This window comes from Chryseobacterium sp. PET-29, assembly GCF_025736815.1.
GTDB classification, from domain to species: Bacteria; Bacteroidota; Bacteroidia; order Flavobacteriales; family Weeksellaceae; genus Chryseobacterium; species Chryseobacterium nepalense.
On the sequence record NZ_CP107053.1, the window covers coordinates 1,939,680 to 1,963,838 of the forward strand.

Annotated in this window: 20 protein-coding genes; 5 read left to right on the forward strand and 15 right to left on the reverse strand. The window is 37.7% G+C overall.

Annotated features, from left to right (window positions below; genetic code table 11):
* Positions 1-65: 65 nt before the first annotated feature.
* The 3 genes from ODE14_RS08520 to ODE14_RS08530 all read right to left on the reverse strand — a co-directional run bounded on the left by ODE14_RS08520 (position 66) and on the right by ODE14_RS08530 (position 2,497).
* Positions 66-632, reverse strand: coding sequence for a YceI family protein (locus ODE14_RS08520; protein ID WP_263603733.1), 567 nt, complete (start codon positions 630-632; stop codon positions 66-68).
* A 137-nt stretch (positions 633-769) separates the two neighbouring features.
* Positions 770-1,819, reverse strand: coding sequence for a glucokinase (locus tag ODE14_RS08525; RefSeq protein WP_248392004.1), 1,050 nt, complete (start codon positions 1,817-1,819; stop codon positions 770-772).
* Positions 1,820-1,933: 114 nt separating this feature from the next.
* On the reverse strand, positions 1,934-2,497 hold the full coding sequence (locus ODE14_RS08530) for a hypothetical protein (protein ID WP_263603734.1): 564 nt from the start codon (positions 2,495-2,497) through the stop codon (positions 1,934-1,936).
* Positions 2,498-2,742: 245 nt separating this feature from the next.
* On the opposite strand from ODE14_RS08530, the gene ODE14_RS08535 reads away from it, so the two are divergent.
* Both ODE14_RS08535 and ODE14_RS08540 read left to right on the forward strand, forming a co-directional pair.
* Positions 2,743-4,122: a DUF1800 domain-containing protein gene (locus tag ODE14_RS08535; protein ID WP_263603735.1), complete on the forward strand. Its 1,380-nt coding sequence runs from the start codon at positions 2,743-2,745 to the stop codon at positions 4,120-4,122.
* 43 nt (positions 4,123-4,165) lie between these two features.
* Positions 4,166-5,350 carry a DUF1501 domain-containing protein gene (locus ODE14_RS08540; protein ID WP_248391998.1) on the forward strand — a complete coding sequence of 395 codons (1,185 nt, stop codon included), beginning with the start codon at positions 4,166-4,168 and terminating at the stop codon, positions 5,348-5,350.
* A 49-nt stretch (positions 5,351-5,399) separates the two neighbouring features.
* Here the strand turns inward: ODE14_RS08540 and ODE14_RS08545 are convergent, their stop codons facing one another.
* From ODE14_RS08545 to ODE14_RS08555, 3 genes are all read right to left on the reverse strand, one after another.
* Positions 5,400-5,540, reverse strand: a complete 141-nt coding sequence (locus ODE14_RS08545; RefSeq protein ID WP_263603736.1) for a hypothetical protein — start codon at positions 5,538-5,540, stop codon at positions 5,400-5,402.
* Positions 5,541-5,594: 54 nt separating this feature from the next.
* A complete protein-coding gene (locus ODE14_RS08550; RefSeq protein ID WP_263603737.1) occupies positions 5,595-6,614 on the reverse strand; it encodes a helix-turn-helix transcriptional regulator in 1,020 nt (339 codons plus the stop codon).
* A gap of 293 nt (positions 6,615-6,907) precedes the next feature.
* Complete coding sequence (locus ODE14_RS08555; RefSeq protein ID WP_263603738.1) at positions 6,908-7,240, reverse strand: HopJ type III effector protein; 333 nt, start codon at positions 7,238-7,240, stop codon at positions 6,908-6,910.
* Positions 7,241-7,337: 97 nt separating this feature from the next.
* Here ODE14_RS08555 and ODE14_RS08560 point away from each other — a divergent pair, with 97 nt between their 5' ends.
* The gene (locus ODE14_RS08560) at positions 7,338-8,720 is read left to right on the forward strand and encodes an RtcB family protein (protein ID WP_263603739.1); all 1,383 of its coding nucleotides are present in this window, start codon (positions 7,338-7,340) and stop codon (positions 8,718-8,720) included.
* Between the two features lie 134 nt (positions 8,721-8,854).
* Here the strand turns inward: ODE14_RS08560 and ODE14_RS08565 are convergent, their stop codons facing one another.
* Together ODE14_RS08565 and ODE14_RS08570 are read right to left on the reverse strand one after the other, a co-directional pair.
* Positions 8,855-9,622, reverse strand: a complete 768-nt coding sequence (locus tag ODE14_RS08565) for a GLPGLI family protein (protein WP_263603740.1) — start codon at positions 9,620-9,622, stop codon at positions 8,855-8,857.
* A 55-nt stretch (positions 9,623-9,677) separates the two neighbouring features.
* A complete protein-coding gene (locus ODE14_RS08570) occupies positions 9,678-9,950 on the reverse strand; it encodes a hypothetical protein (protein WP_263603741.1) in 273 nt (90 codons plus the stop codon).
* A 336-nt stretch (positions 9,951-10,286) separates the two neighbouring features.
* On the opposite strand from ODE14_RS08570, the gene ODE14_RS08575 reads away from it, so the two are divergent.
* Together ODE14_RS08575 and ODE14_RS08580 are read left to right on the forward strand one after the other, a co-directional pair.
* Complete coding sequence (locus ODE14_RS08575; RefSeq protein WP_263603742.1) at positions 10,287-10,820, forward strand: REP-associated tyrosine transposase; 534 nt, start codon at positions 10,287-10,289, stop codon at positions 10,818-10,820.
* A 229-nt stretch (positions 10,821-11,049) separates the two neighbouring features.
* Complete coding sequence (locus ODE14_RS08580) at positions 11,050-11,772, forward strand: hypothetical protein (protein WP_263603743.1); 723 nt, start codon at positions 11,050-11,052, stop codon at positions 11,770-11,772.
* Positions 11,773-12,239: 467 nt separating this feature from the next.
* Here ODE14_RS08580 and ODE14_RS08585 read toward each other — a convergent pair whose 3' ends face one another.
* From ODE14_RS08585 to rdgB, 7 genes are all read right to left on the reverse strand, one after another.
* Positions 12,240-14,612 carry a choice-of-anchor L domain-containing protein gene (locus ODE14_RS08585; RefSeq protein ID WP_263603744.1) on the reverse strand — a complete coding sequence of 791 codons (2,373 nt, stop codon included), beginning with the start codon at positions 14,610-14,612 and terminating at the stop codon, positions 12,240-12,242.
* Between the two features lie 120 nt (positions 14,613-14,732).
* A complete protein-coding gene (locus ODE14_RS08590) occupies positions 14,733-18,314 on the reverse strand; it encodes a choice-of-anchor L domain-containing protein (RefSeq protein WP_263603745.1) in 3,582 nt (1,193 codons plus the stop codon).
* A 182-nt stretch (positions 18,315-18,496) separates the two neighbouring features.
* The gene (locus tag ODE14_RS08595; RefSeq protein ID WP_263603746.1) at positions 18,497-20,872 is read right to left on the reverse strand and encodes a choice-of-anchor L domain-containing protein; all 2,376 of its coding nucleotides are present in this window, start codon (positions 20,870-20,872) and stop codon (positions 18,497-18,499) included.
* A gap of 189 nt (positions 20,873-21,061) precedes the next feature.
* Entirely contained in the window at positions 21,062-21,592 is a 531-nt protein-coding gene (locus ODE14_RS08600) for a DUF1003 domain-containing protein (protein WP_248391978.1), read from the reverse strand.
* A gap of 12 nt (positions 21,593-21,604) precedes the next feature.
* A complete protein-coding gene (locus ODE14_RS08605; RefSeq protein WP_412059354.1) occupies positions 21,605-22,378 on the reverse strand; it encodes a TIGR02757 family protein in 774 nt (257 codons plus the stop codon).
* 8 nt (positions 22,379-22,386) lie between these two features.
* Positions 22,387-23,301 (reverse strand): ribonuclease Z, encoded by a 915-nt coding sequence (locus ODE14_RS08610; protein ID WP_263603747.1) that lies wholly within the window; start codon positions 23,299-23,301, stop codon positions 22,387-22,389.
* A gap of 214 nt (positions 23,302-23,515) precedes the next feature.
* Entirely contained in the window at positions 23,516-24,085 is a 570-nt protein-coding gene (rdgB, locus tag ODE14_RS08615; protein WP_248391974.1) for an RdgB/HAM1 family non-canonical purine NTP pyrophosphatase, read from the reverse strand.
* Positions 24,086-24,159: the final 74 nt, after the last annotated feature.

Consider the following 24,159-nt stretch of genomic DNA (forward strand, 5'->3'; position numbering starts at 1 on the left):
CAATTCAACAAAAATAAAAAAAAGTGTAGAACTTCTACACTTTTAACAATCTTTTTTTGATTAAATTATTTTGCTGTCACTTTTACCTGCAAATCCATATCATCTTTCACAAGCACATCCTGCATGGTAGATTTGTAAGTAACATCAAATTTTTGTCTGTCAATTGAGAATTTGTTTGACATTAAGCTTACTACTCCGTTAGCATAAGTAATTTTTGCAGGGAAAGAAATTGCGTTGGTTTTTCCTTTTACCGTTAAATTACCTGTTACTAAAGAATTGTATACTTTATCATTGTTTTTCTTCACACCCGTGATTTTGAAAGTCGCAGTAGGATATTTTTCAACTTCAAAGAAATCACCGTTTTTAAGGTGTCCGTTTAGTTTTTGCTGATATTCACCGGAAAGATCTGTCGCGTTGATAGAAGTCATATCTAAAACGAAAGTACCACCAACCAATTGATTTCCTTTCATAATCATATCGCCTGATTTCACCTTTACCGTTCCGTTGTGAGAGCTTGCTTCAGATTTTGCGATCTTATACCCCCACCACTGAACATCAGAGCTTACTACTTTTTTTGCCTGTCCGAACGCTAGGCCACTTGCTAATACTGCTAATAAAAATATTTTTTTCATTTTGATAAAAATTTTTTGCTTGTTTATTATTTACTGGTGCAAATGTAATCAACGTAAATGATAGATTTCATTGATGTATATCAATTAATGCAATAATTTTTATAAATAAAAAAACTCCGGAAATCCGGAGCTTAAAGTTAGTCTTGATAATAAGCGGTGTATAGCGCTGCGCCATTCAAAGCTGTATTTTCGTTTTTATTAAGATAAATTGGAATATTTCTCAGCATTTCTTCCATTTTATCACTGATCTTGAATTTTTCGTAGAACTTATCTTTATCAATATAAGACCTGATTTCCTGAGGAATATCCCCTGAAATAAGTAATCCTCCTGTTGCTTTCAGTTTTAAGGTAAGGTTATTTGCCTCTCTTGCCAGAAACTCTATAAAGGTATCTAAAGCGATTTTACAGATCAGCACATCATCTTCCACGGCAGCTTTATAAAGTTCCTGTACGAAATTTCCTTCTGACAGTCTTTCAGCCAGCCATTCCGGCTCAGGATGTCTTTTTACATCTCTTAAAAAACGGTAAATATTGAATAATCCTGTTTTAGACAAGACATTTTCCCAGCTAACAATTCCATAAATATTGTTCAGAAACTGGTAGAATTCTACCTCAACATTTGTTCTTGGAGAGAATTCTGAGTGACCTCCTTCCGTTGCAAACGGTCTTATATACTTTCCGTCAAAGAAATACCCTGCTTCCCCAAGTCCGTTTCCGGGAGCAAGAATGGCAACATTTCCTTTTTCGAGATTTCCGCTGGTATAGATGGGATCAAGATCAGAATCTTCCAGAAGTCCCATCCCGTAGGCAGAAGCTTCCTGGTCATTAAGCATATCTGCTCTCTCGAAATTAAAATCTCTTTTAAGCTCTTCAATATCTAGATTCCATCCCAATCGTATCGGATTACTTTTGCCGTTAAGCACAGGTCCGGGAACTGCCAGACTAAGTCTCTTAACGTTCTCAAGTTGATTATCCTGAATGAATTTCCTTAAAATATCTCCAAATGAAGCATATTCTTTGGTAGGATATATATTCTGGATTTTAAGTTCAAGGCCTTCGTTTGCGGAAATAAAATAGCCTAAAGTTGTAATATCTTCACGAAGGTTTGCGCCAATGATAGAAATGTTATCATTGCCAGCATTTTTTACTCCTGGTAAGTAAAGCGGAAATTTCGGATTCAAAATCATAACCTCAAATTTTATCAAATATAATAATACTTTTCGTAAATTTTCGTTAGAAATAAAAAACCTTCTCAAAAACTCGAAAAGGTTTGGCTAATAATTGCTTATATTAAAATCTAACTACTTTCCTAAAGGAATATTGTAGGAAAATCCTACCCCAATGTTACCCACATTGTAGTCCTGACCCGGCAAATCTCCTTTGCTTCCCACAAATACCTTTTGGTACTGCACAAAGAAGTTCCAGTCCTGATTGTGATAACCAATTTCAGGTTTTAGGTAAAAACCACCACTTGGCCTGTCCAGGGTTGTATTGGATGCTACCTTATTATCTCCAACAAGGAAGCCATATCCTAAATCTGTTCCAAAATAAAAACCTGTTTGTTTTGGATAAATTCTCAATAAGGCAGCCACAGGAACAACACCTACATCATTATTACTGTATCCGTTATTATCTTTTCCAAAATAATGAGTATATCCAGTAGCAATACCCAATCCGAATCCTGGCGTTACCAGATTCTGATAGGCTACATCAACACCTACAGCCATTGAAGTGTTATCAGACGGAACTGCTAAACCTACATTTGCTCCTACTTTAATCATATTATTCATCTGCGCACTTTGTGCACTTAATGCTCCAGCAGTAAAAATTCCGGCAAATAAAATTGCGTGTTTTAACATTTTCATAACTCTGATTTTTAATTTTACTACTGTGAAAACTATAAAAATCGTGCCAACCACGGTGTTTTCAACAATTCACAAAGAACGCAGATCACAAAATAATGATATTCAATATATTAAATTTAATTAAAATTAAATGCCTGTTTAATTGTTATGGGCAAGAATTTCTATAGCTGTAATATTAACAATTGTTAACCGTTATTTTATTTAACATTACCATCTTAATACCATCCAAAATATAAAATACAGCTATGGCACTCGAGTCAGTTATCCGAAATAAACACCTTCTTTGGCGAGCAGGCTTTGGCGCCGGGATTAACCAGTTTGAAGATCTTAACAGTAAAAGCTCTAAAACTTTTCTTGATGAGCTGCTGAAGGAAGAAGCTTTTACTTATATCAATTATGATACTCCGGATACGGACACGCTGGATTATATGAATGACAAATCTCCTGCGGAAAAGAGAAAAGAAATACAAAAGATCAACCGCCGGCAGAATGAAGAGCTTAATCTTAACTTTCTGTATAAAATGGTAACCGGTAACGAACAGCTCAGGGAAAAAATGGCATTCTTCTGGCACGGACATTTCGCTTCAAGAGTACAAAATCCGAAATTCAACCGTCAAATTCTTAATGTTATCCGGAAAAATGCTCTCGGAAGTTTCAGGGAACTGCTGTTTGAAGTAAGCAAATCACCGGCGATGCTGAGTTTTCTTAATAATCAGCAAAATAAAAAAGATCATCCCAACGAAAACTTTGCGCGGGAAGTGATGGAACTTTTCACGATGGGAAGAGGAAATTATTCTGAAAAAGACATCCGGGAAGGTGCAAGAGCTTTTACAGGCTGGGGTTATGATAAAGAAGGAAACTTTCAGGAACGAAAAAAACTTCATGATGAAGGCTCCAAAACATTTTTAGGCCAAACCGGAAACTTTACAGGAAATGATGTGTTAAATATCATTCTTGAACAAAAAGCAACTTCCAGATTTATCACCGCAAAGATTTACCGTTTCTTCGTCAATGAAACTGAAGATAAAGTAATTGTTGACCAGCTTGCAGATCATTTTTACAAATCCGGTTATGATATCCGGAAACTGATGATTGAAATATTCTCAAGTTCCTGGTTTTACGAACAAAAAAATATCGGTAACAGAATAAAATCACCGATAGAACTTATAGCCGGAATTATGCGTACACTGCCGATGAATATTCAGAATCCTGAAAACCTGATTGTATACCAGAAACTATTGGGACAAATGTTGCTTTACCCTCCGAATGTTGCCGGCTGGCCAAACGGAAAATCCTGGATCGACAGCTCTACCCTAATGCTGAGACTTCAGATTCCGCAGATCTGGTCCGGATTACGGCCCTTAGAATATACTCTACGGCCGGATGATGATATTGACATGGGAATGAAATCTCCGGAAAATATTTTAAACAAATCTTTTAAAAATCCTAATATTACCATCGACTGGGATCGCGTGGAAAAAGTTTTCAGCGGCAAAAACCCTACAGAATACCTGATTCAAAACACAAAATCTTTAGACATGAATTCCGTGAAAAACTTTTCTGACAACAGCATTAAGATGAATGTTATTAATCTGATGTGCACTCCTGAATATCAATTGATGTAATGACATCTGCAGCCCACATTTTTTCAATTTAAAACCTAATGTTATGTTAATCAAAAGAAGAGAATTCCTGAAAATAAGTTCCCTGGCAACCGCTTCATTATTAATGCCGAATTTCCTGAAAGCCATGACGTTCGATGAAGCACTGGAACCCAACCAGAAAATCCTGATCGTTCTGCAGTTTACAGGAGGTAATGATGGGCTCAATACGATTATTCCGGTGCGGAATGATATTTATTTTAAAGAAAGAAGCAATATTGCCATTAACAATTCTTTGACTCTGAATGATGAAACGGGGATTAACCCTGCCCTTTCGTATTTCAAAGAACTGCATGACAACGGTGAACTTTCCGTGATGAACAATGTTGGATACCCCAATCCTGATAAATCCCATTTCAGGAGTATGGATATCTGGCATTCGGCCAGTAAAAGTGATGAATACCTGGAAACCGGCTGGCTCGGAAGATTTCTCGACGAAGAATGCTACCGTTGCGAACATCCTACCCAGGCTCTGGAGGTTGACGATATGCTGAGCCTTGCTTTAAAAGGTGAAAAAAATAAAGCTTTTGCATTTAAAGATCCCAAAAGACTGTACCAAACCAGCCAGGAAAAATATTTCAAATCGCTTTATGACCATCATCACGACGATGAAACGGTTTCCTACCTTTATCAGACCCTGGGTTCAACCATCAACAATGCCGGATATATTTTTGAAAAAAGTAAGGCTAAGAAAACCAATGAAACGTATCCCAATTCTCAGTTGGGAAAAGATTTTAAAACCGTTGCTTCTTTAATTAAATCCGATATCAACACACGGGTTTATTATCTTTCCATCGGAAGTTTTGATACCCATGTGAATCAAAATGAAAGACAGCAGAAACTTTTCAATGATATTAATGAAGCCGTTAAATCTTTCGTAGCAGATATGAAAAGTAACGGCCTTTTTGATAATATTTTACTGATGACATTTTCGGAATTCGGCAGACGGGTTTCCCAAAATGCCAGTAAAGGAACTGATCATGGAACCGCTAACCAGATGTTTTTTATCAGTGGCGGACTAAAGAAAAAAGGTGTACTAAATCCGCTGCCCGATCTTACGAAGCTCAATGAAGGTGATCTTATTTATTCCGAAGATTTCAGGAAAGTCTATGCTACGGTACTCAAAAACTGGCTCAAAGCAGATTCTTCTAAAGTCTTAGGCTGGAAAAACGGAGTTTATGATTTTATATAAAAAAAGAGGCTGTTTTTATAACGCCTCTTTTTTCACAATATTAAACTAACTACTCCCAGTTTTGTACGGGAACCTGTTTTTTATCTTCTGCCGGCTTTTCATCGAACTTTTCGGCTATTTTTTTAATAATAAATTCTATCACCAAAGGTGCTACCACTGCTACCACAGCTTTTAATATTCTTGATTTCATATTATTATTTTAGTATTTTGGGTAATACAATTTCCACGCCATAGATGTTTTATTTCAGTCTTCATCTTCTGCATTCAGGTTCTTATAATTACTAAATCCCGACCTGAATTTTTCCTGCATCCTTATTCTCAGTTTTTTCGGCTGATGAACGATCAGGCAGTCTCCGAAACCTAATAACAATCGTTCAAGTTCATAATTGATCTGTACACAAATTTTAAACACTGTTCCTTCTTCTGTTTCGCTTATAATTTCCTGACTTTTATGAAATGGTTTTGTTTTTACATAAGGTGTGTTGGATGCATCTACAAAAAAAATCACTTGTCGTGGTTTCATTGTCCCGGAAACGGTTACGCCTATAATATCCTTGAAATATTCATCACCGTCAAGATTTTTGTCTATATATTCTGCTTTTTCTTCCTGTTCAATGTGTTCCATGCGGTCCAGAGCAAGGTTATACATTTTGCCTTTGTAAACACAGATCAGGAACCAGCGGTTATTATATTCTTTTAACAGTTGCGGATGAACCGTAAAAATATTCGCCTCACGCGCCGTAAAACTTTTATAACGAATACGAAGTACTTTTTTACTTACAATGCTTTCATAAAGCACATCAATATGTTCCAGGCCCTTCAGCTGTTCATTTTTATCGAGATGAATAATCGATTTATGGCTGGTTGCATGAATGGAATCTTCCAGTTTCTGGATGACCCCGTTCATTTCTTTGAACATGGAAAAATCTTTGAACTGCTTCAGAATCTGTACTGCATTATTCATTGCCTTCAGGTCACTTTCATTGACGGAAATATTGTGAATACTGTAATCAGGATTGCTATAACGGTAATATTTTCTATCATACACTTCAATCGGAGCTTCATACCCGAATTTTTCACTGCGCATATTCTGCAGGTCGAGCTGCACCGTGCGTTTGCTTACGAAAGATTCTTTGCCTTCGTACTCAAATAGTGCATCAGAACATTCTTCAATAAGATCTTCCAGTGTGTATTTCCGGTACTTGTTTTTCAGGCATTTATCCAGCGTTTTGTAGCGGATCAGGGCGTTTTTGTTGGATGACATTGTTTATATTTTATTTGGGCGTGTCCCTCTGCCTTGGCAGAATTCCTATCCATTCGGGCCGGGCTGCTTCGGGCTTCACTTCGTTTCGGTTTCGGCTCGGGGCGAAGCCCCGAGCCGAAACCCTCCTTCCAGTCGGGCCCTTCGTATCCCTCACGCGGAAGAAGAAATACTTACACTTACTTTTAACAGTAAAAAGAGACTCTTCAATTTCTTTTCATCAGAATGACAATTTTCAGGCTCAAGGAAATTCCCGGGATTGCTTGGTCATGGTGTTCCTTGCAGTGAACTAAAAATTATTTTCTCACCAAAGCCTTTTCCTCAAAAGAAATTCCTTCCCAGCCGGATTCCATAAAATTTCTGATATTCTGATGATCAGCTCCGTTAGGATTTTTCAGGACATCTTCTCTGTAGAATTCTCCGAAAAGACTCAGCGTTTCTTCTTTTGAAAGATCATTCAATTGAGCAAAGCTGAAGATCTTGCAAGATCCGTTACTTTGTCCGGCTTCATTCACTGTATTTCCGTTGATAAATTTCGTAGGCGTGAAATCATAATGCTCATCAATAAAGGCAATAACTTCTTTAAACTGGATTTTCTCCGGCGATGTTTCTAATTGTTCAAATAACATTTCATTTAATTTTCTCAAAAATAATCAAAATAATTTCATCTGCGCAAAAACATTGCACACTTCAGTTCTTACTTTGCATCAACAAAAAGATAAAAACATGGAATTTAACGGAACCCATTTAATTGAATTAGGATACCGACCTGCAAAATGGTTTAAAGAAGCAATCGAATTCATTAATGAAAATAGTTTAGACGAAAATCAAATCAAAATATATCTGGAACAGTTTAAACAGCCTGAACCTATTCCGCTTCACGCAACGGCAAAAGATTTTGTGATTAATATCAGAGCGGAACACGAAAGCGAAAACGATAATATGGAAAAAGTAATCAGTACCATGAAGGTTTTAATGAAAACGCCGACTCTCCTTCACGGAGCAGTCATGCCGGATGCCTGTCCTACAGGACCTGAAGGACATATTCCTGTCGGAGGTGTGGTAGTGGCAAAAAACGCAATTCATCCTGGATTTCATAGTGCCGATATCTGCTGTTCTGTGATGCTGACGGATTTTGGGAAGGCAGATCCTAAAGAAGTGCTGGATGTTGCGCATTCGGTTACTCATTTCGGATACGGAGGAAGACCGAGAGGTGAGCAAATGCCAATGTCTCAGGAGCTAATGGAGGCTTTCAGGGAAAATCATTTTTTGAATGATGAAAAACTCATCAGCATTGCCCGTTCGCACATGGGAACGCAGGGAGACGGGAACCATTTTCTTTTCGTAGGGGTTTCAAAAAATACCGGAAATACAATGTTGGTGACCCACCACGGATCGAGAGCTCCGGGTGCAGCGTTATATGACAAAGGAATGAAAGTAGCCAACAAATTCAGAATGGAAATCTCTCCGGAAACATTAAGAGAAAATGCCTGGATTCCTTATGAAACTGAAGAAGGAAAACAATATTGGGAAGCTTTACAGCTGATCAGGCAGTGGACCAAAGAAAACCATATTTCTATCCATGATGCAGTGTTAAACAAAATGAAAACTGAAAAACAAAACCGTTACTGGAATGAGCATAATTTTGTTTTCAAAGACGGAGATTTATTCTACCATGCCAAAGGAGCAACACCGCTGGATGATAAATTCCTACCGGATATTACCGGACCGAGACTTATCCCTCTGAATATGGCGGAGCCCGTTCTTATTGTACAGGGAACAACGAACGAAAGAAATCTCGGTTTTGCACCGCACGGAGCAGGAAGAAACTTCAGCAGAACCCAGCATAAAAAATCGCTGGCCCATAAAACGATTGAAGAAGTTTTTGCAGAAGAAACCCAGGGGCTGGATGTCCGTTTCTTTACGAATGATATTGATATTTCAGAACTTCCGACCGCTTATAAAAGTGCAAAAAATGTACGGGCACAGATCGAAGAATACGGATTGTGTGAAGTTTTGGATGAAGTGATGCCTTACGGTTGTATCATGGCAGGTGATGTTCAGAAGAATGCGCCGTGGAAGAAAAAGAAGAAGTTTAGGAAGGCTTAAGTGAATTAGTCAATACTTATCTGTTTTAAAGTTATTCAATTTGATTGTAACTGTCAGAATAAGTATTGACTAATTTAGATGAATAATAGTTCGCACAAAGTCGGGAGACTTTGCGCAGCGGAGTGTTTTTACTTTTATTCTAAAGAATTATTATATTTCCTTTTATTGTCTTCAATCATTTTTCTATACTCAGGGTTATTAATTTTACCTTGATACGGATCATTCATATATTCTTTTCTCTTTGTTATAAACTGATCTTTAGATACAATTAAGCCTTTTTTTTGCTCAATGGGTAAACTCGTTTTATTTATTGATATAAGTTCAAAACCTATATAATTATTGACCTCATTGATCTTTAATATTAATCCAGGAAGTCCTCTAAATTTGTATGGCCCGTCACTTATTGGAATATCATAAGTAAACCAAGCTATAAACTTTTTTCCTCCTACATTTACAACTGCTTTATTGCATTTATAGCCACCGATAGTAGAAGTACTTTTATTATCAACTTTCCAATCTAATTTATCGGGGCTTTCATAAGTATAATAATTTCTACCTAAATAGTTTGATATATAAGTTTTACTTTCATCCTTATATACATTATGCTTGACTTTAGATTTCGGAAGAGAGCCGGGATCAACAATATTTCCAGTCTTCATTGCTTCTTCCAGTTTTTTTCCAAAACCATCCACGGCAGCTTTATAATTTTCACTATAGTAAATAGATTTTTTTCCATTAGTCAGTAATACCATAGGCTCATTAATTGTGGATGATTTATCCAAAGTGTCTTGTACAAAAGTATATTTATACTCTACTTCGATTTCTGAATAATCTTTTTTTTCTTGACCTTTTGCATAGCAAATGCAAAGCAATAATGCAAAAATTCTAAAAAGTAGTTTCATAAGTACTCAAAATATCATAATTAAATAGGCTGTATTAACAACCTATTATTTTCTATTACGTCATTGGATTTTCATAGCTGGAATGTCCACAATCCTGATTGTTATACATTTCCCACTCATTGTAAAGGCAATCACTTGAATCAAATTCAGAATCATACACGGTTTGATAAGTAGTTCCGCAAACGGTTTTGAGAGTTACCAAATAACGAGTAAGTGCAAAAGTTTGCTGTTTTTCTTGTTTAGACTCTAACTTGTTAGAAGTGTTTTCTTTAGCACTAATAAGTCCAGCAACTATAAATGCTGAAAGTAATAATAATTTTTTCATCATGAATATTATTTTATAATTCTTTACTAAAATATAAAATAAATCTAAATACGTTTGAATTATTTTTTTATGTTAAATTATTTGTCGACTATACAATATTACGATGACCTCTTTAAGTATCACTACGAGTAGCTGACCCACAGCTTTCCGAAGTCTCCCGACTTCGGAGCTTTGTTTTCAGAAAAGCTACCCATCTCCTGCTGGTGCTAGCATCACGCTCGTACACCCGCTGCGCAAAGTCTCCTGACTTTGAGCAATTTCATGCCTAAATAAGTTTTCTTAAATTTATCACGTTTCTGAAAGTCTCCCGACTTTGCACAAAATTTAAAAACAATAATAATGAAAGAAGGCTATACGATAAAAGATCAGGAAAAACCACACTTTATTACTTTTACAGTAGTAGATTGGATAGATATTTTTACAAGAAAAGTTTACAAAGATATCGTAGTTTCCTCTTTAGATTATTGTTTAAAAGAAAAAGGAATGATATTGTATGGTTATGTTATCATGAGCAATCACATTCATTTAATTGTACAATCGAAAGAAGGCAAATTATCAGATCTCATAAGAGATTTTAAAAAATTCACGAGCAAAAATATTTTAGAAGCTATACAAACAGAGCCTGAAAGCAGAAGGCAGTGGATGCTAGATTTATTTAAAAAAGCTAAAGAAAACCATAGCAGGAATAAAAACTATCAGTTTTGGCAATATGGAAATCATGCAGAAGAAATATACACTCTACATTCTATGTGGGATAAGCTGAACTATATACATCTAAATCCAATAAGGGCAGGTATTGTGGAAAAAGCACAACATTACATCTACTCTTCAACAAGCAATTATGTAAATAACAAAGGATTATTAAAAAGTTGAGTTGGCTGATAATCCCCCGCTGGTGCGAGCGTCACGCTCGTACCCAATTCAAATAAATATAACAATCACAATCAAGACACTTACGCCAACAAAAGACCAGAAGCAATTCCGGTCTTTTTGATTCTTTTCAACTTAACATAACATCCTAACAATAAAATCTTTAAACAAACCTACCACACATTCAAAATAATTTTTATATTTGAAGCATTAACAACAAAACACAATTGATATGTCAAGCACCTCAGAAGTAGGGCACGCTAAAAATGTAGCGAACCTTCAGAAAATAATCCAGCAAGTTTCTACGTACAGCCTTTACAATCCACCGATTGCCGACATTACAGTGGCAAGTCTTCAGACTTTATACACGAATGCCAATGCAAAACTGACAGAAGTTGGAGAAAAACGCAGCGCAAATAAAAATGCCATCGTTGCCCGTCAGACCGCTTTCAAAAATTTGAGTTCAACCTGTACCAGCATTATCAATCTGCTGGAAATTGTAGGCTTACCGAAGGGAACCTTAAATCAGGCAAGATCTTTAATCCAGACTATTCAGGGCAGTTCAGAAAAGAGCAATACACCGGTTAAAGATGGCAAAGAAGTGCCTAAAAGCTCATCCACTTCTCGCCAGTCTTTCACCTCAAAAGCTGAAAATTTCGGTCTTCTGTTACAGATGCTGTCTACCCTACCCGCTTACACGCCTAATGAAAACAGCATAAAATTACAAAACCTCAGCAGCTACCACGAATCATTAAAAGCGGCGACCCTACTTGTAGACCAGACCGAGTCTGAACTGAACACCAAAATCATAGAACGCGACAGAATTCTTTATGCGGAAGAAACCGGAGTGTATGCCATCTCCCTAAAGATTAAAAAATACGTAAAAAGTCTATACGGAGCCACTTCCCCGGAATACACCACCGTTTCCGCAATAGAATTTACGAATAGAAAATAATTTTTGTTTACATCTGAATAATATTGTAGCTCAGTAATTCAATATTTTTTCAAAGTAAGGTTGCATTTTTATAATGTAACTTTATTTTTTTGCCTTGTAAATTTACTTTTATCCGATATCATTCTACAATGGCACGATACAACATTACATTCTTTCGATGTAGTTTTACTTTTTCGTATTGTAACTTTATATTCTTCCATTGTAAATTCACATTCTTCTATTGTAACTTTACATTTTTGCTTTGTAAGTTTATATTAGATCGTTTTATCAGGCACACAGCGTAAAACATTGCGCAGATCACTATTTACTTTGCATTATAAATTAAAATAATGACAACAAAAATACTGATAGCAATCCGGGAAGCTCTTTATATAAAACTATAATATTACTCCCTGATTATGAAATTAAAATCCCCGAAAAGTTAAACTTTTCGGGGATTTATTGTATTGAATTAATATCAGCCGATATTATTCTCTGTTTTTAAGCATAATCCAGCCAGATTGACTCATCGTGGATTTTGTTTTCGGATACTGGAAATTAAATTTATACCAGTATGTTGCAGTCGGTAATTTTTTACCCCCAACGGTACCGTTCCAGATTGGATTTTCTTTTGAGAACCTGAACATTTCAGAACCATAACGATCATAAATAGATCCTGTAAAGTTGTTGAAACCTCCAAGAGCTGTAAGATCAAGGGTATCATTAATACCATCATCATTCGGAGTGATAATATTTTTCACCTGGAAAGTAAAGAATTCTAATGCTCCCACACAATGTGTTCCTACAGATCTAACCTGAATGTTATACGTCGTATTATCCTGAATACCCGTAAATACATTAGAATCCTGCCAAGAAATACCTCCGTCAATAGAATATTCTGCAGTTTGAGGGATATTATTGATCGTTGGAACTTCTGCCGTAATGGTTAAGGTATTGTTACTGTAATCAACATTCGAAACAAATGGAGATGCTGCACCCATTACATTAACCGTGAAAGTTTTTTCACAATATCCGTTATCGATTTTCACCGTATAAACGCCCCAGCTATCTACGTTAATAGTCTGAGTAATTGCACCGGTGCTCCATAGGTAGCTGTAGTTAGGCCCGGCTCCTGCATCAAGAGTAATTCTGTCTCCCTGGCACATTTCAACATCCCGTAGTGGAGAGGTAAGTTCCGGCACAACTTCTACCGTTACTTTAGCCGGCAATGAAGACTGACATCCTTTTGCTCCTAAAGCATATACTGAAAAAGTTGTTGTATTATAAACAGTTGCCGTTTGTACATTACCGGTTCCCTGGAAATTAGCCCATTCATAAGTAGATCCTCCTGTTGCAGTAAGTTCTACTGTTGATCCCGGACAAACTTTAAGTTTTGATGCTACTAAACTTACGGTTGGTCTTGTTTCTTTCAATAATGTTAATTCAACCATTGTACTACAGAAACCTCCATTGGAAACAACCACATAAAGAATCTGCCCGTCATTGCCGGTATAATGTAAAACATCCTGAATATAATCATTATTCTGAGCTACAGCGTCTGCCTGATCTTCATAAAAATGGAATACTGCTCCCGGCGTCGTACTAATAGACGGCATAGCATCCGTCAGGTCAAACCAGGTTACATCCGGGGTTGAACAGAGTAGTAGTGATGCGTCAACAGCTGAAGGAGTTGTTCCCCCGTTAATTTTGATATTTGCTTTACCGGGGCATGGATTTCCTGGGAATGTTACCTGAATCTCATAATTTCCCGGCTGTGTAGCAGTAATCGTAGGAGTGGTTGCCCCCTGAATGGCAACACCGTTGAAGAACCATTGGTAATTCATATTCGGGTCACTTACAGAAGCTGTAATTACCTGAGGAACATTATCACACACATTAATTTCTTCCGGTAAAGTTCCTCCATTAGGGTCTAATAATTCAACGCCAATATTAAATGAACCTCCTTCCAGGAATACCGCAGAATCATAACTGCTGTCAATAGCATCCGCCAAAACCATTTTAAAGTGGTAAGACTGTCCAGGCACTACTGTTGCCGTTGCCTGTAATGGCACTGTTCTTCCATTAAAGTTGGTTTCAATATTTGAGGTATTATATCCTCCGAAGAAAGCAACATTCGGCGCACCGCATCCCATATCAAACCCAGTAAAACTGTTTTGAGGGTGAATATTGGTAACACTTACAGGCCCGGTACCCGGAGCAGGTAATACTGCCATATTTACATAAGGCCCTCCTGCTGTTGGTCTTAATAATAATGCGAATGCATCAGAGAAACTACAAGGAAACGATCCTGTATATTCTTCGGAAGCAAATAAATAATTGAACTTCACCTGAGAAGAGGTGGGAACGAAATCAAATTCTAAAATAACGGCATCGTTAAGTGTTCCTGATGGGTTTGTAGCAGCTACAAGATCCGGATCACTCCCGGTGGGTAAATCATCTCCTAAAGTGGTGCTTATATAGCTATTTCCTGCTTTATTTGCATAGCCGGTAGTGAGCACGATACCATCTTTGAAAGGAAAATTGGTTGTTCCTTTATGAAAGTAACCCCAGGATCTCTGAACATTACTTGCCGGTAAATTCGGGCTTACCTGAACGTTGGATACGGTTGGTGTCACACAAGAATTTGTTCCGGAAGAAATCAGTATATCTTTTACCAATTGTAAAGGAGTGTAATCGGTAGGTGCATATCCTGCAGCATTCACATCAATAAAAGCACCTGCTTTCATTGTCAGACTGGATGCCTTTTCTTTCTGAGGTTTTCTGGGAGTAATGTTCTGTGAATAAAAGAGACTCGACGACGAGACCGCGAATAAGGAAAACAATAGTAGGTATCTCTTCATAAATAAATTGTTTCAACAAATTTAATTTTTTTTTATAAATAAATATACTTATTTAACCTTTTTTATATCAAAAAAACAAATAAACCTCCCAAATTGGAAGGTTTATTATATTTATAACTATTAATTTCTGTTTTTTAACAAAATCCATCCACTGCGCTGCTCAAGTTTCTTGCTCGCAGGGTTTTCCCATTGTACCCGATACCAGTATGTAGCAGTTGGAAGTACCAGACTTCCTCTCAGCAATCCGTTCCAGCTTGTAACATTTTTACCTGCCTTAAATACTTCCTGTCCATACCTGTCGAATATAGAAGCTGCAAAATTATTATACTTGCTGATTCCGGAAAAATCTACGGTATCATTTTTACCATCGGAATTAGGAGTAATAGCATTAATAACTACAAAAGTAAAGAAAGATAATGTAGTACCGCATTTCGCATCTTTCACACGCACCATGAGGCTGTAATTATTATTATCCAGCATATTGTAAAAAATATTGGAAGCCTGCCATGTCACTCCTGCATTTGAAGAATACTCAAGCTCTCCTCCTGTAGGATTCGTTGCTGATATTGTTAATACATGGTTTTCGTAGGTAACGTTTGTAAACTGCGGAAGCGTCGGGTTAATTAATTGAGCACTGAATACTTTGGAGCACGTACCATTGCTGATCGTTACGGAATACGTTCCAGGAGTATTTACAGAAATAGTTTGAGTAGTGGCCCCTGTATTCCATAGGTAAGTATAATTTGGACCTGAACCCGCATCCAGAGTTCCTGAATCACCGGCACATGCGTACACATCTTTTAACGTCGACTCAATAGCAGGTACAACTTCAATGGTAATTGAGGTAGGAGTTGCCACTCTACATCCGTTTCCACCTAAAGCAAAAACAGAATACGTTGTGGTAGCTGTAGGAGACACAACCTGAGTACTTCCATTTCCCGGTAAACCTACCCATTCATAGGTAACGCCGCCCGTAGCCGTTAATGTAACTGATTCTCCCACGCAAATCTTAGATTTTGACGCGGCCAGTATCGCTACAGGTGGTCCTACTACAATCGTAATAGTGGCAGGATTGGCAGACACACATCCATTGGCACCTACCGCATAAACCTGATATACCGTAGTGTTTGCAGGAGAAACCGTTTGTGTGTTTCCGTTGCCTGTAAGATTAACCCAGTTATACGTAGCCCCTCCGGATGCAGTCAAGGTGACAGATTCACCCGGACAGATTTGTTGTACTGGTGCTGTTACCGTTGCTACCGGAAGCGTAGTATTCTGCGTTACCGTAACATTGGAAGTGTAAGTACAGTTTAAATTTCCTGGCTGATTTATATTGGTAACCGTTAATGTATAGGTTCCTCCTGCATTAACAACAGGAGTTAATGTATTGGCCCCGGAAACAATATTTCCTCCGCCTACTGCAGTCCAGGCAATTGCAGAGCCTGCCGGAATTACAGAAGCAGAAGCATTAAGTGTAACTTGTGGGGTATTACAGGTAATCTGCTGAGGCTGAGCAATAGTTAATGTTGTTTGAGGAGTTGCCAGCAACTGTAAATTTACAACGTATCTGCATCCTCCACTTATAACCAGCACATAAATTGTCTGATTTCCCGCACTGTTAAATAATGTAGGATTGGGTATAGTATTCGTATTTCCTGCATTTGCATCGGAAATATTCAGATAATATGAGAATGTAACACCCGGAGCAGTAGTTATCTGCGTTTGTGCCTCCGTTAAATCATAATTGATTCCACCAGCCTGATAACACTTTAATAAAGTGGCATTCTGAACTGTAATCGGCTGAGATACCTGTATTGTAATCGTTGCCGGCGTCTGAGATACACATCCATTTGCCCCGACTGCCGTGACCGTATAAGTTGTGTTTGTAGTTGGCGAAACAGTTTGTGTGTTTCCGTTGCCAGGAAGGCCTACCCAGTTATACGTTACTCCGCCGGATGCAGTTAATGTTATAGATTCTCCGGAACATATTAATATTTTAGAGGCCGTTAAACCTGTTGTTGGCGGTGCGCTGTCGCCGGTTACTGTTACGTTTGCCGTTGCCGTACACGTTAAGTTTCCTGGCTGATAAGTGTTTGAAATTATTAAAGTATAGATTCCTGCCGTGTTCACTACCGGATTTAGAGTATTCGCTCCGGATACGATGTTTCCGTTCGTAGTTGTCCATGCGAAAGTAGACCCTGCAGGATAAACAGAACCGGAGGCATTGAGTGTGGTTTGCGAGTTGGTACACGTTAATGTAGCAGGTGTTGCTATCGTAGCAGTTATCTGAGGAGCTTTAATCAATTGTAATTCCGCAATTTTCGAACAGAATCCATTTTTCACCAGAACATACACTGTTTGTCCAGCACTCTGAAAAGCAGTAGGATTGGCGATTACGTTTCCATTCCCGGCTAAAGCATCTGACTGGTTAATATAATAACTGAAAGTTGCTCCGGGTGTCGTACTTATTGACGTCTGTGCAGAGGTAAGATTGAATGTTGCATTACCCTGTGTATAACAAGCCGTTAACGTAGCATTCTGTACGGTTGGCGAAGTTCCTCCGACAATATTTACAGAAGCTGTTCCCGGACATGTATTCCCCGGTAAAAATACCTGAACCGTATATAATCCGGGCTGCGTTGCCGTATATGAAGCACTTGTTGCTCCCGGAATAGGATTAGTTCCCAATAGCCATTGATAGGTGGCGCCACCTCCCTGAACCGAAGCTGTAAGAACCTGTGGTGCATTATCACATACATTTATAGATGAAGGCAACTGAACACCGGCAGGGTTGAGAAGCTGAACACCAATATCAAAAGATCCTGCTTCCAGAAAAACAGCAGAATCAAAGTTTGAATCCTGATAATCTGCCAGAACCATTTTAAAATGATACGTTTCTCCGGGAATTACGGTTGCCGTTGCTGTAAGAGGAATCGTACGTCCGTCAAAATTAGTCTCAATCTGGGGGTTATTGATTCCTGCAAAATATTGAACATTCTTAGGCCCGCAAGGCAAGTTTGCAGGGATAATATTGGTAACGCTTACGGGATCACCGTTAGGAAGCAATGCTAAATTGGTGTATGTAGGATCTCCAACTTTTTTCAGTAACAGCGCAAATCCGTCTGAAATGTTGCATGTAAAATTACTCTGATATTCTTTGGATGCAAATAAATACCTAAAGGTAACTTTAGTTGAAGCAGGTACAAAATCAAATTCTATATAAGTAGCGTCTCTTAAACTTAAATTGTTTACATTTAAAGCTGTTGCAAGATCTATATCTCCTCCGGAACCAAGCCCGTCACTTAGGTTTCCCTGAAAAGTATTTCCTGCTTTTCTGGCATATCCGGTAGTAAGAACAATACCTTTGGCAAATGGAAAATTGGTAGTTGCCTTATTAAAATACCCCCAGCTTCTGTTCTGATCAGTTACTGCAAGATTCGGAGAGACAACTACATTGCTTACATTGGCAGCCGAACACGTAGACCCGCCGCTGATAAGTACATCTTTTACCAATTGTGTAATACTGTAAGCAGATTCCGGATAACCGGCAGCATTCACATCAATAAAGACCCCTGCCTTCATACTTGCAGCCGTAGGTTTTTTAGCGGGTACTTTGCTTTGCCTGTCCTGGGCAAATACAAGCGATCCCATAAAAACTAAAAATAAAGCCAAAAGTAAATTTCTTGTCCTCCTATTTAACATTTTTATATTATTTTAAACAAAAATACTATTTTTTTTGATTAAATATCAATTCATAATAAATTACATTATTAATAATATAACTCATCTGATTTTACAATATTTGTTCAATTACTATAAGAACGAAAAAAAGACCAACAAATTGTTGGTCTTTCTTTGAATATTTAAAAATTATTATTTCATTATTATTCTATATTCTTAAGCAGGATCCATCCTGTTTTCAATGCAGGTTTTTTACTTGCCGGATCCTCAAAACTCACCTGATACCAGTATGATGATGTGGGCAGACGTTTCCCCTGGAAATAGCCGTCCCAATAAGGCTGAAGACTACTTGCTTTGTAAACTTCTTTTCCGTATCGATCGAAAATAGATGCCTTGAAATCTTTATTCTGATTCACCCCTCTGAAATCGATGATATCATTAATATTATCTCCATTTGGTGTGATTACATTCTGCATCACAAAAGTAAAATACTGAAGGAATCCTACACAGCTCGTTTTTTTAACTCTTACCCGAATTGAAACCACGGTATTTCTCGGTACATTACTGAATGTATTGGAGTTTTGCCAGGTAAGACCATTATCAATAGAATACTCCAATGCTCCATTGCTTGGGTTACTTGCCGTAAGAATCATTGTTCCGTTCTCATTATAATTTACGTTGATAATTTCAGGAATAATAGCCTGAATCACCTGTGTTGTAAATACTTTTGAACAAACACCATTATTGATTGTCACAGAATATGTCCCCGGAGTTCCTACGGAAATTGTTTGCGACGTATCTCCTGTGTTCCATAGATAACTATAGTTTGGTCCAGGTCCTGCATCAAGAGTAATTACATCCCCTTGGCAGATCATTCCACCGGAAAGGTTTGAAGTAATAGCAGGGACTACTTCTATCGTAATAGATGCCGGCTGAAGTGATTTACATCCTTGTGCACCGATAGCATAAACAGAATAGGTTGTTGTCTGAGTTGGAGAAACCGTTTGGGTTGCTCCGGTGCCTGTCATTCCTACCCATTCGTAAGTAGCTCCGTTGGCTGCTGTAAGAGTAGTAGATTCACCTACGCATAATCTTACTTTAGTGGCCGTAAGCTGTGCAATTGGCGTTGCCTCTTTTCTTAGAGTTAATGTAACCATTTTACTACAAAAAGCACCGTTAGAAACAACAACGTACAATACCTGTCCGTCGGCACCATTATAACTGCTTACTGCAGAAGCATTCAGGAAATTATTATTTTGTGCAACCGCATCAGCCTGGTTAACATAGTACCTTACAACAGCAGTCGTTGACGTGGTGATTAACGGAGTTGCATCATTTAAATTAAATGTAGAAACTGAAGGAGTTGTACACAGCTTCAGGGTTGCATTTTGTGCAGGCGGAGTAGTTCCTCCAACAATGGTTATTACTGCAGAAGCAGGACATTGATTTCCCGGTACAGAAACTTTCACTTCGTAAGCGCCGGGAGATGTTGCTGTATAAGAAACATTGGTTGCACCATTGATTGCCACTCCATCCTTATACCACTGGAAAGTCATCCCTGGTGATACGGTAAGCAAAGCTGTTAACACCTGTGGCGTATTGTCACACATATTTACGGTATCAGGCAAAACAACACCGTTGGCATCTACAATTTTAATTCCTATATCAAAAGAACCTCCTTCAAGGAATACGGCAGAATCTAAAGTCTGATCATTATAATCTGCAAGAACCATCTTAAAATGATAGGCAACGCCTGGAGTTACATCCGCAATTGCAGTTAAGGGTACTACCCTTCCGTTGTAATTGGTTTCAATACTTGTAGTGTTATATCCTGCAAAATAAGTAGGATTTAATGCACCACATGCAAGTGTGCCTCCCCCGAATTGCGTCGCGGGACGTATATTCGTAACACTTACAGGACCAGCTCCTCCAGGAAGAATAGCAACATTTGTGTATGCACCTCCCGCTACAGGCTTGATAAGTAATGCAAATGCATCCGAATAATTACATGGAAAGCCTCCGGTATATTCCTCGGAAGCAAATATATAATTAAATTTTACCTGATTTGAATTCGGTACGAAATCAAATTCCAGAGCAACAGCATCACGCTGATTGGAGATATTGGTATTGGTTGCTGCAGCAAGATCTGCATCACCACCTTCGGAAATGAGACCTGCAAGGTTGGTAGCAATTGCGGTATTACCGGCTTCTCTCGCGTAACCTGTTGTCAAAACGATTCCGTCTTCGAAAGGGAAATTGGTTGTTCCTTTATGAAAATACCCCCAAAACCTGTCTGGATTAGTCACCGGATGATTGGGCGTAACCGTTACATTGCTTACATTCGGCGTTGCACAGCTTGATGTTCCGTTGATAAGGACCTGCTGAACAAGTTGCTGAATGTTGTAAGATGATTCCGGATAAGATGCGGTATTCACATCAATAAAAGCTCCCACTTTCATACTCTCGGAAGTCAGTTTAACTTTACCATTTTTTCTTGACGCATGCTGAGCAGCAGCTGATCCTGAAATCAAAAGCAACACTAAAAAGAAGAAGTAGTTTTTCAGTCTATAATTTAACATTTTGTTGTTGTTTGTTCAAAAATAATAATTTTTTGATTAAAATTTGATAAGAAATGAAATAATTGCAGTAAAAACCTAATCTATTTCATCAAATCCATACATATCAGATAATATATCTGTAATAATAAAAAAAAGACCAATTTTTTTATTAGCCTTTTGTAGAGTTATTTATATAAATCGAAATTTAAATCATTCATTCTTAAGTTCATTAATTTTTTCCTGAAGCTCCTGAATTTTATCCTTAAGTGCTTTGATCTCATTTTTATTTGAACTTACATTGCTTTTCAACATCACGTTTTTTGCACGCTCACTGTGATCATCTTCTTCATCTTCTTCATTAATTTCCTCAATGTCTTCCTGGATATCTTCAATATCTTCGTTAATTTCTTCAATATCCTCACTGATTTCCTCTATATCTTCGCTGATCTCTTCAATATCTTCCTGGATATCCTCAATATCCTCCTGGATGTCTTCAATTTTCTCATGGCTCTTATTGACGGACATCTGAATAAAAATAGCTAGATAAATTGCTTCCAAAGAAACTACCGTGGTAAGAATCAGCAACATTTTATCAAATTCCACCAAGCCCAAAAGCGGTAAAACAAATGATATAATAAAAAACAATGTATGTGCAATCAGAGACGGTATGGAACCTATCCACCAGGTAATTCCGTTGGCAATTTTTTCTAAAGCCTCAGTTTTTTCTTCGTACTTTTTCATTGTGTTCTGCTTTTATAATAATTCTTTGGTAACTCCTAATCCGAACAATGCAAAATCATATTTTGCGGGATCTTTCTCATCAAACTTTCTGATTACGGCGTCCAGCTCTTCTACCGTTTTCCAGTCGTTCTGCGTTCTTGAAATAAGCCCTAACTTCCTTGAAATATTTCCCGTATGCACATCCAGCGGAATGGAAAGATATTGCTGTCCTGTATTTTCCCAGATACCAAAATCTACGCCACGCTTATCCTTCCGCACCATCCAACGCAGGAACATGATGATCCTTTTGGTGGAAGAATTTTTATACGGTGAACTTACATGTTTGTGGCTTCTGTGTTTTTCAGCACCCAAAAAACTGCTTCTGAACCGTTCAACAGAATGCAGAAAGCTGGTTTCAGATTCATGGAGTCTGAATAAGCTTTCAAGACTTTGATTTTCACGGTAAATCCTGTTAAACTGTTTCATAAAATACACAAAATCTTCTCCATTGAAAGTGCGGTGAATGCTTTTATCTTCATAAATAGATCTCAAATCTTTTTCCGAATGATTCAATACGAAATCATAAGGGGTATTCCCCATAATATCCAACATTTTTTCAGCAGATTTTATAATCGCTTTCCGGTTTCCCCAGGAAATCGTTGCTGCCAGAAAACCAGCTATTTCAATATCCTGTTTCAGGGTGAACCGATGCGGAATCTGTATAGGATCATTCCCGATAAAATCCGGATGATTATACTGGTCTGCTTTTTCATCCAGGAAGATTTTCAGTTCTTCAAAATTCAACATCATTTATTTTAAATTTTCACAGGCTCCAGTGCCTTCGGTAAGAAAGTATTCGGAAAGATGGTTCTCGCTTCATCAGTGAATACTGTAAGATCTGCATACCTGTTTGAGAAGTGTCCTAAAATAAGTTTTCCTACCTCAGCTTTTCTGGCAATCATTGCTGCTTCCACTGCGGTCGTATGTCCGGTATAATCTGCCATATCCTTTAAATCATGTAAAAAAGTGGATTCATGATAAAGGACATTAACGTTTTTAATGACGGGAATCACATTTTCAAGATAACGTGTATCGCTGCAAAACGCATAAGAAACCGGAGGAACCGGATCTGTTGTAAGAATTTCATTTTTGAGAACATACCCATCGCTCAGCACAAAATCTTTTCCTGCCTTAATATTGTGATAATCGCAGGTTTCAATTTCTTTGTATTTTGAAATTTCCTGCATATTCAGGTGTCTTTCTTTAGGTTTTTCCTTAAAGAGATATCCGTTGCAATAAATCCTGTGATCAAGAGGAATGGTGTATACCTCTACCCGGTTGTCTTCATAAATTTTTTCGGAATAGTCCTTATCCAGTTCGTGATAAACCACTTCAAAACCGCGATGGGTTTCGGTAATGGTAAAAATGGTTTCCAGCATTTTTTTTATTCCCTTCGGTCCGTATACATGCAGCGGTGTTTCTCTTCCTAAAAGACGGAAAGATGCAATAAGGCCGGGAAGACCAAAACAGTGGTCTCCGTGAAGATGGGAAATGAAAATATGATTAATTCTCGAAAATTTCACTTTTGCTTTTCTCAGCTGAACCTGTGTTCCTTCTCCACAATCAATTAGAAAAGACCTTTCCTCCATTTCCAGGAATTGTGCGGTAGGAGAAGAATTGATGGTAGGAATTGCCGAATTAAAGCCTAATATCGTTAAATAAGTACTCAAATCTATCGTTTATTATATAGACAAATGTACGGAATTTAGGTTAAGAAAAGGCTGAGATTGAGATTAAGATTAAGGTTGAGCCTAAGGTTGAGAATAAAGCAGATGTATTAAAATTGGCTTAAAGAGATATTATCTTTTTAATTAATATTACCTAAACTTTCTGTTTTTAAACACAATTGAAATTTCAAAAACTTCAACCTTAATCTTAACCTTACTATTCTTTCAGAAAATCCAGAAAAAGATCCAGGGCCTGTTTTCTGTGACTGATTTTGTTTTTATCCTGAGGTTCCATTTCTGCAAAGGTTTTATCGTATCCTTCAGGAACAAAGATCGGATCATACCCGAACCCTTTGAAACCTTTATTTTCATTCAGGAGATTTCCGTGAACCCTTCCGTCAAAATATTTTGCTCCGTTTTCATCATAATAGCATAAAACGGTGATGAAATAGGCTTTCCTGTTTTCAATGCCTTGCATTTCTCCCAACACTTTTTCAATATTCTTGGCAAAATCATGATCTCCTGCGTACCGTGCGGAAAATATTCCCGGTCTGCCGTCCAGCGCTTCAACTACAAGGCCGCTGTCGTCTCCAAGGCTTGGAATTCCTGTTTTTTCAAAGCAATATTTAGCTTTAATCAAAGCATTGGCGTTAAAAGAATCACCATCTTCCACAATTTCTTCATGAATATTGTAATCCGTTAAGCTTTTTACAAAAAAACCATCCCCTAAAATCTGCTGGATTTCTTCTTTTTTATGTACATTGTGGGTAGCAACCAATAACTCCATTTCCTTTTTTTATTTTTATTTTTTTTTAAATCACAATATTTTTGGAACATTTATCTATTGTGATGACTCTTAAA

Coding starts and splice junctions, on each gene's coding strand:
- ODE14_RS08595 (WP_263603746.1), bottom strand. CDS start 20,872: ATGTTAAATTATAGACTGAAAAACTACTTCTTCTTTTTAGTGTTGCTT.
- ODE14_RS08605 (WP_412059354.1), bottom strand. CDS start 22,378: ATGTTGAATTTTGAAGAACTGAAAATCTTCCTGGATGAAAAAGCAGAC.
- ODE14_RS08565 (WP_263603740.1), bottom strand. CDS start 9,622: ATGAAACTACTTTTTAGAATTTTTGCATTATTGCTTTGCATTTGCTAT.
- ODE14_RS08520 (WP_263603733.1), bottom strand. CDS start 632: ATGAAAAAAATATTTTTATTAGCAGTATTAGCAAGTGGCCTAGCGTTC.
- ODE14_RS08580 (WP_263603743.1), top strand. CDS start 11,050: ATGTCAAGCACCTCAGAAGTAGGGCACGCTAAAAATGTAGCGAACCTT.
- ODE14_RS08525 (WP_248392004.1), bottom strand. CDS start 1,819: ATGATTTTGAATCCGAAATTTCCGCTTTACTTACCAGGAGTAAAAAAT.
- ODE14_RS08590 (WP_263603745.1), bottom strand. CDS start 18,314: ATGTTAAATAGGAGGACAAGAAATTTACTTTTGGCTTTATTTTTAGTT.
- ODE14_RS08555 (WP_263603738.1), bottom strand. CDS start 7,240: ATGTTATTTGAACAATTAGAAACATCGCCGGAGAAAATCCAGTTTAAA.
- ODE14_RS08540 (WP_248391998.1), top strand. CDS start 4,166: ATGTTAATCAAAAGAAGAGAATTCCTGAAAATAAGTTCCCTGGCAACC.
- ODE14_RS08575 (WP_263603742.1), top strand. CDS start 10,287: ATGAAAGAAGGCTATACGATAAAAGATCAGGAAAAACCACACTTTATT.
- ODE14_RS08570 (WP_263603741.1), bottom strand. CDS start 9,950: ATGATGAAAAAATTATTATTACTTTCAGCATTTATAGTTGCTGGACTT.
- ODE14_RS08585 (WP_263603744.1), bottom strand. CDS start 14,612: ATGAAGAGATACCTACTATTGTTTTCCTTATTCGCGGTCTCGTCGTCG.
- ODE14_RS08535 (WP_263603735.1), top strand. CDS start 2,743: ATGGCACTCGAGTCAGTTATCCGAAATAAACACCTTCTTTGGCGAGCA.
- ODE14_RS08530 (WP_263603734.1), bottom strand. CDS start 2,497: ATGAAAATGTTAAAACACGCAATTTTATTTGCCGGAATTTTTACTGCT.
- ODE14_RS08545 (WP_263603736.1), bottom strand. CDS start 5,540: ATGAAATCAAGAATATTAAAAGCTGTGGTAGCAGTGGTAGCACCTTTG.
- ODE14_RS08600 (WP_248391978.1), bottom strand. CDS start 21,592: ATGAAAAAGTACGAAGAAAAAACTGAGGCTTTAGAAAAAATTGCCAAC.
- ODE14_RS08550 (WP_263603737.1), bottom strand. CDS start 6,614: ATGTCATCCAACAAAAACGCCCTGATCCGCTACAAAACGCTGGATAAA.
- rdgB (WP_248391974.1), bottom strand. CDS start 24,085: ATGGAGTTATTGGTTGCTACCCACAATGTACATAAAAAAGAAGAAATC.
- ODE14_RS08560 (WP_263603739.1), top strand. CDS start 7,338: ATGGAATTTAACGGAACCCATTTAATTGAATTAGGATACCGACCTGCA.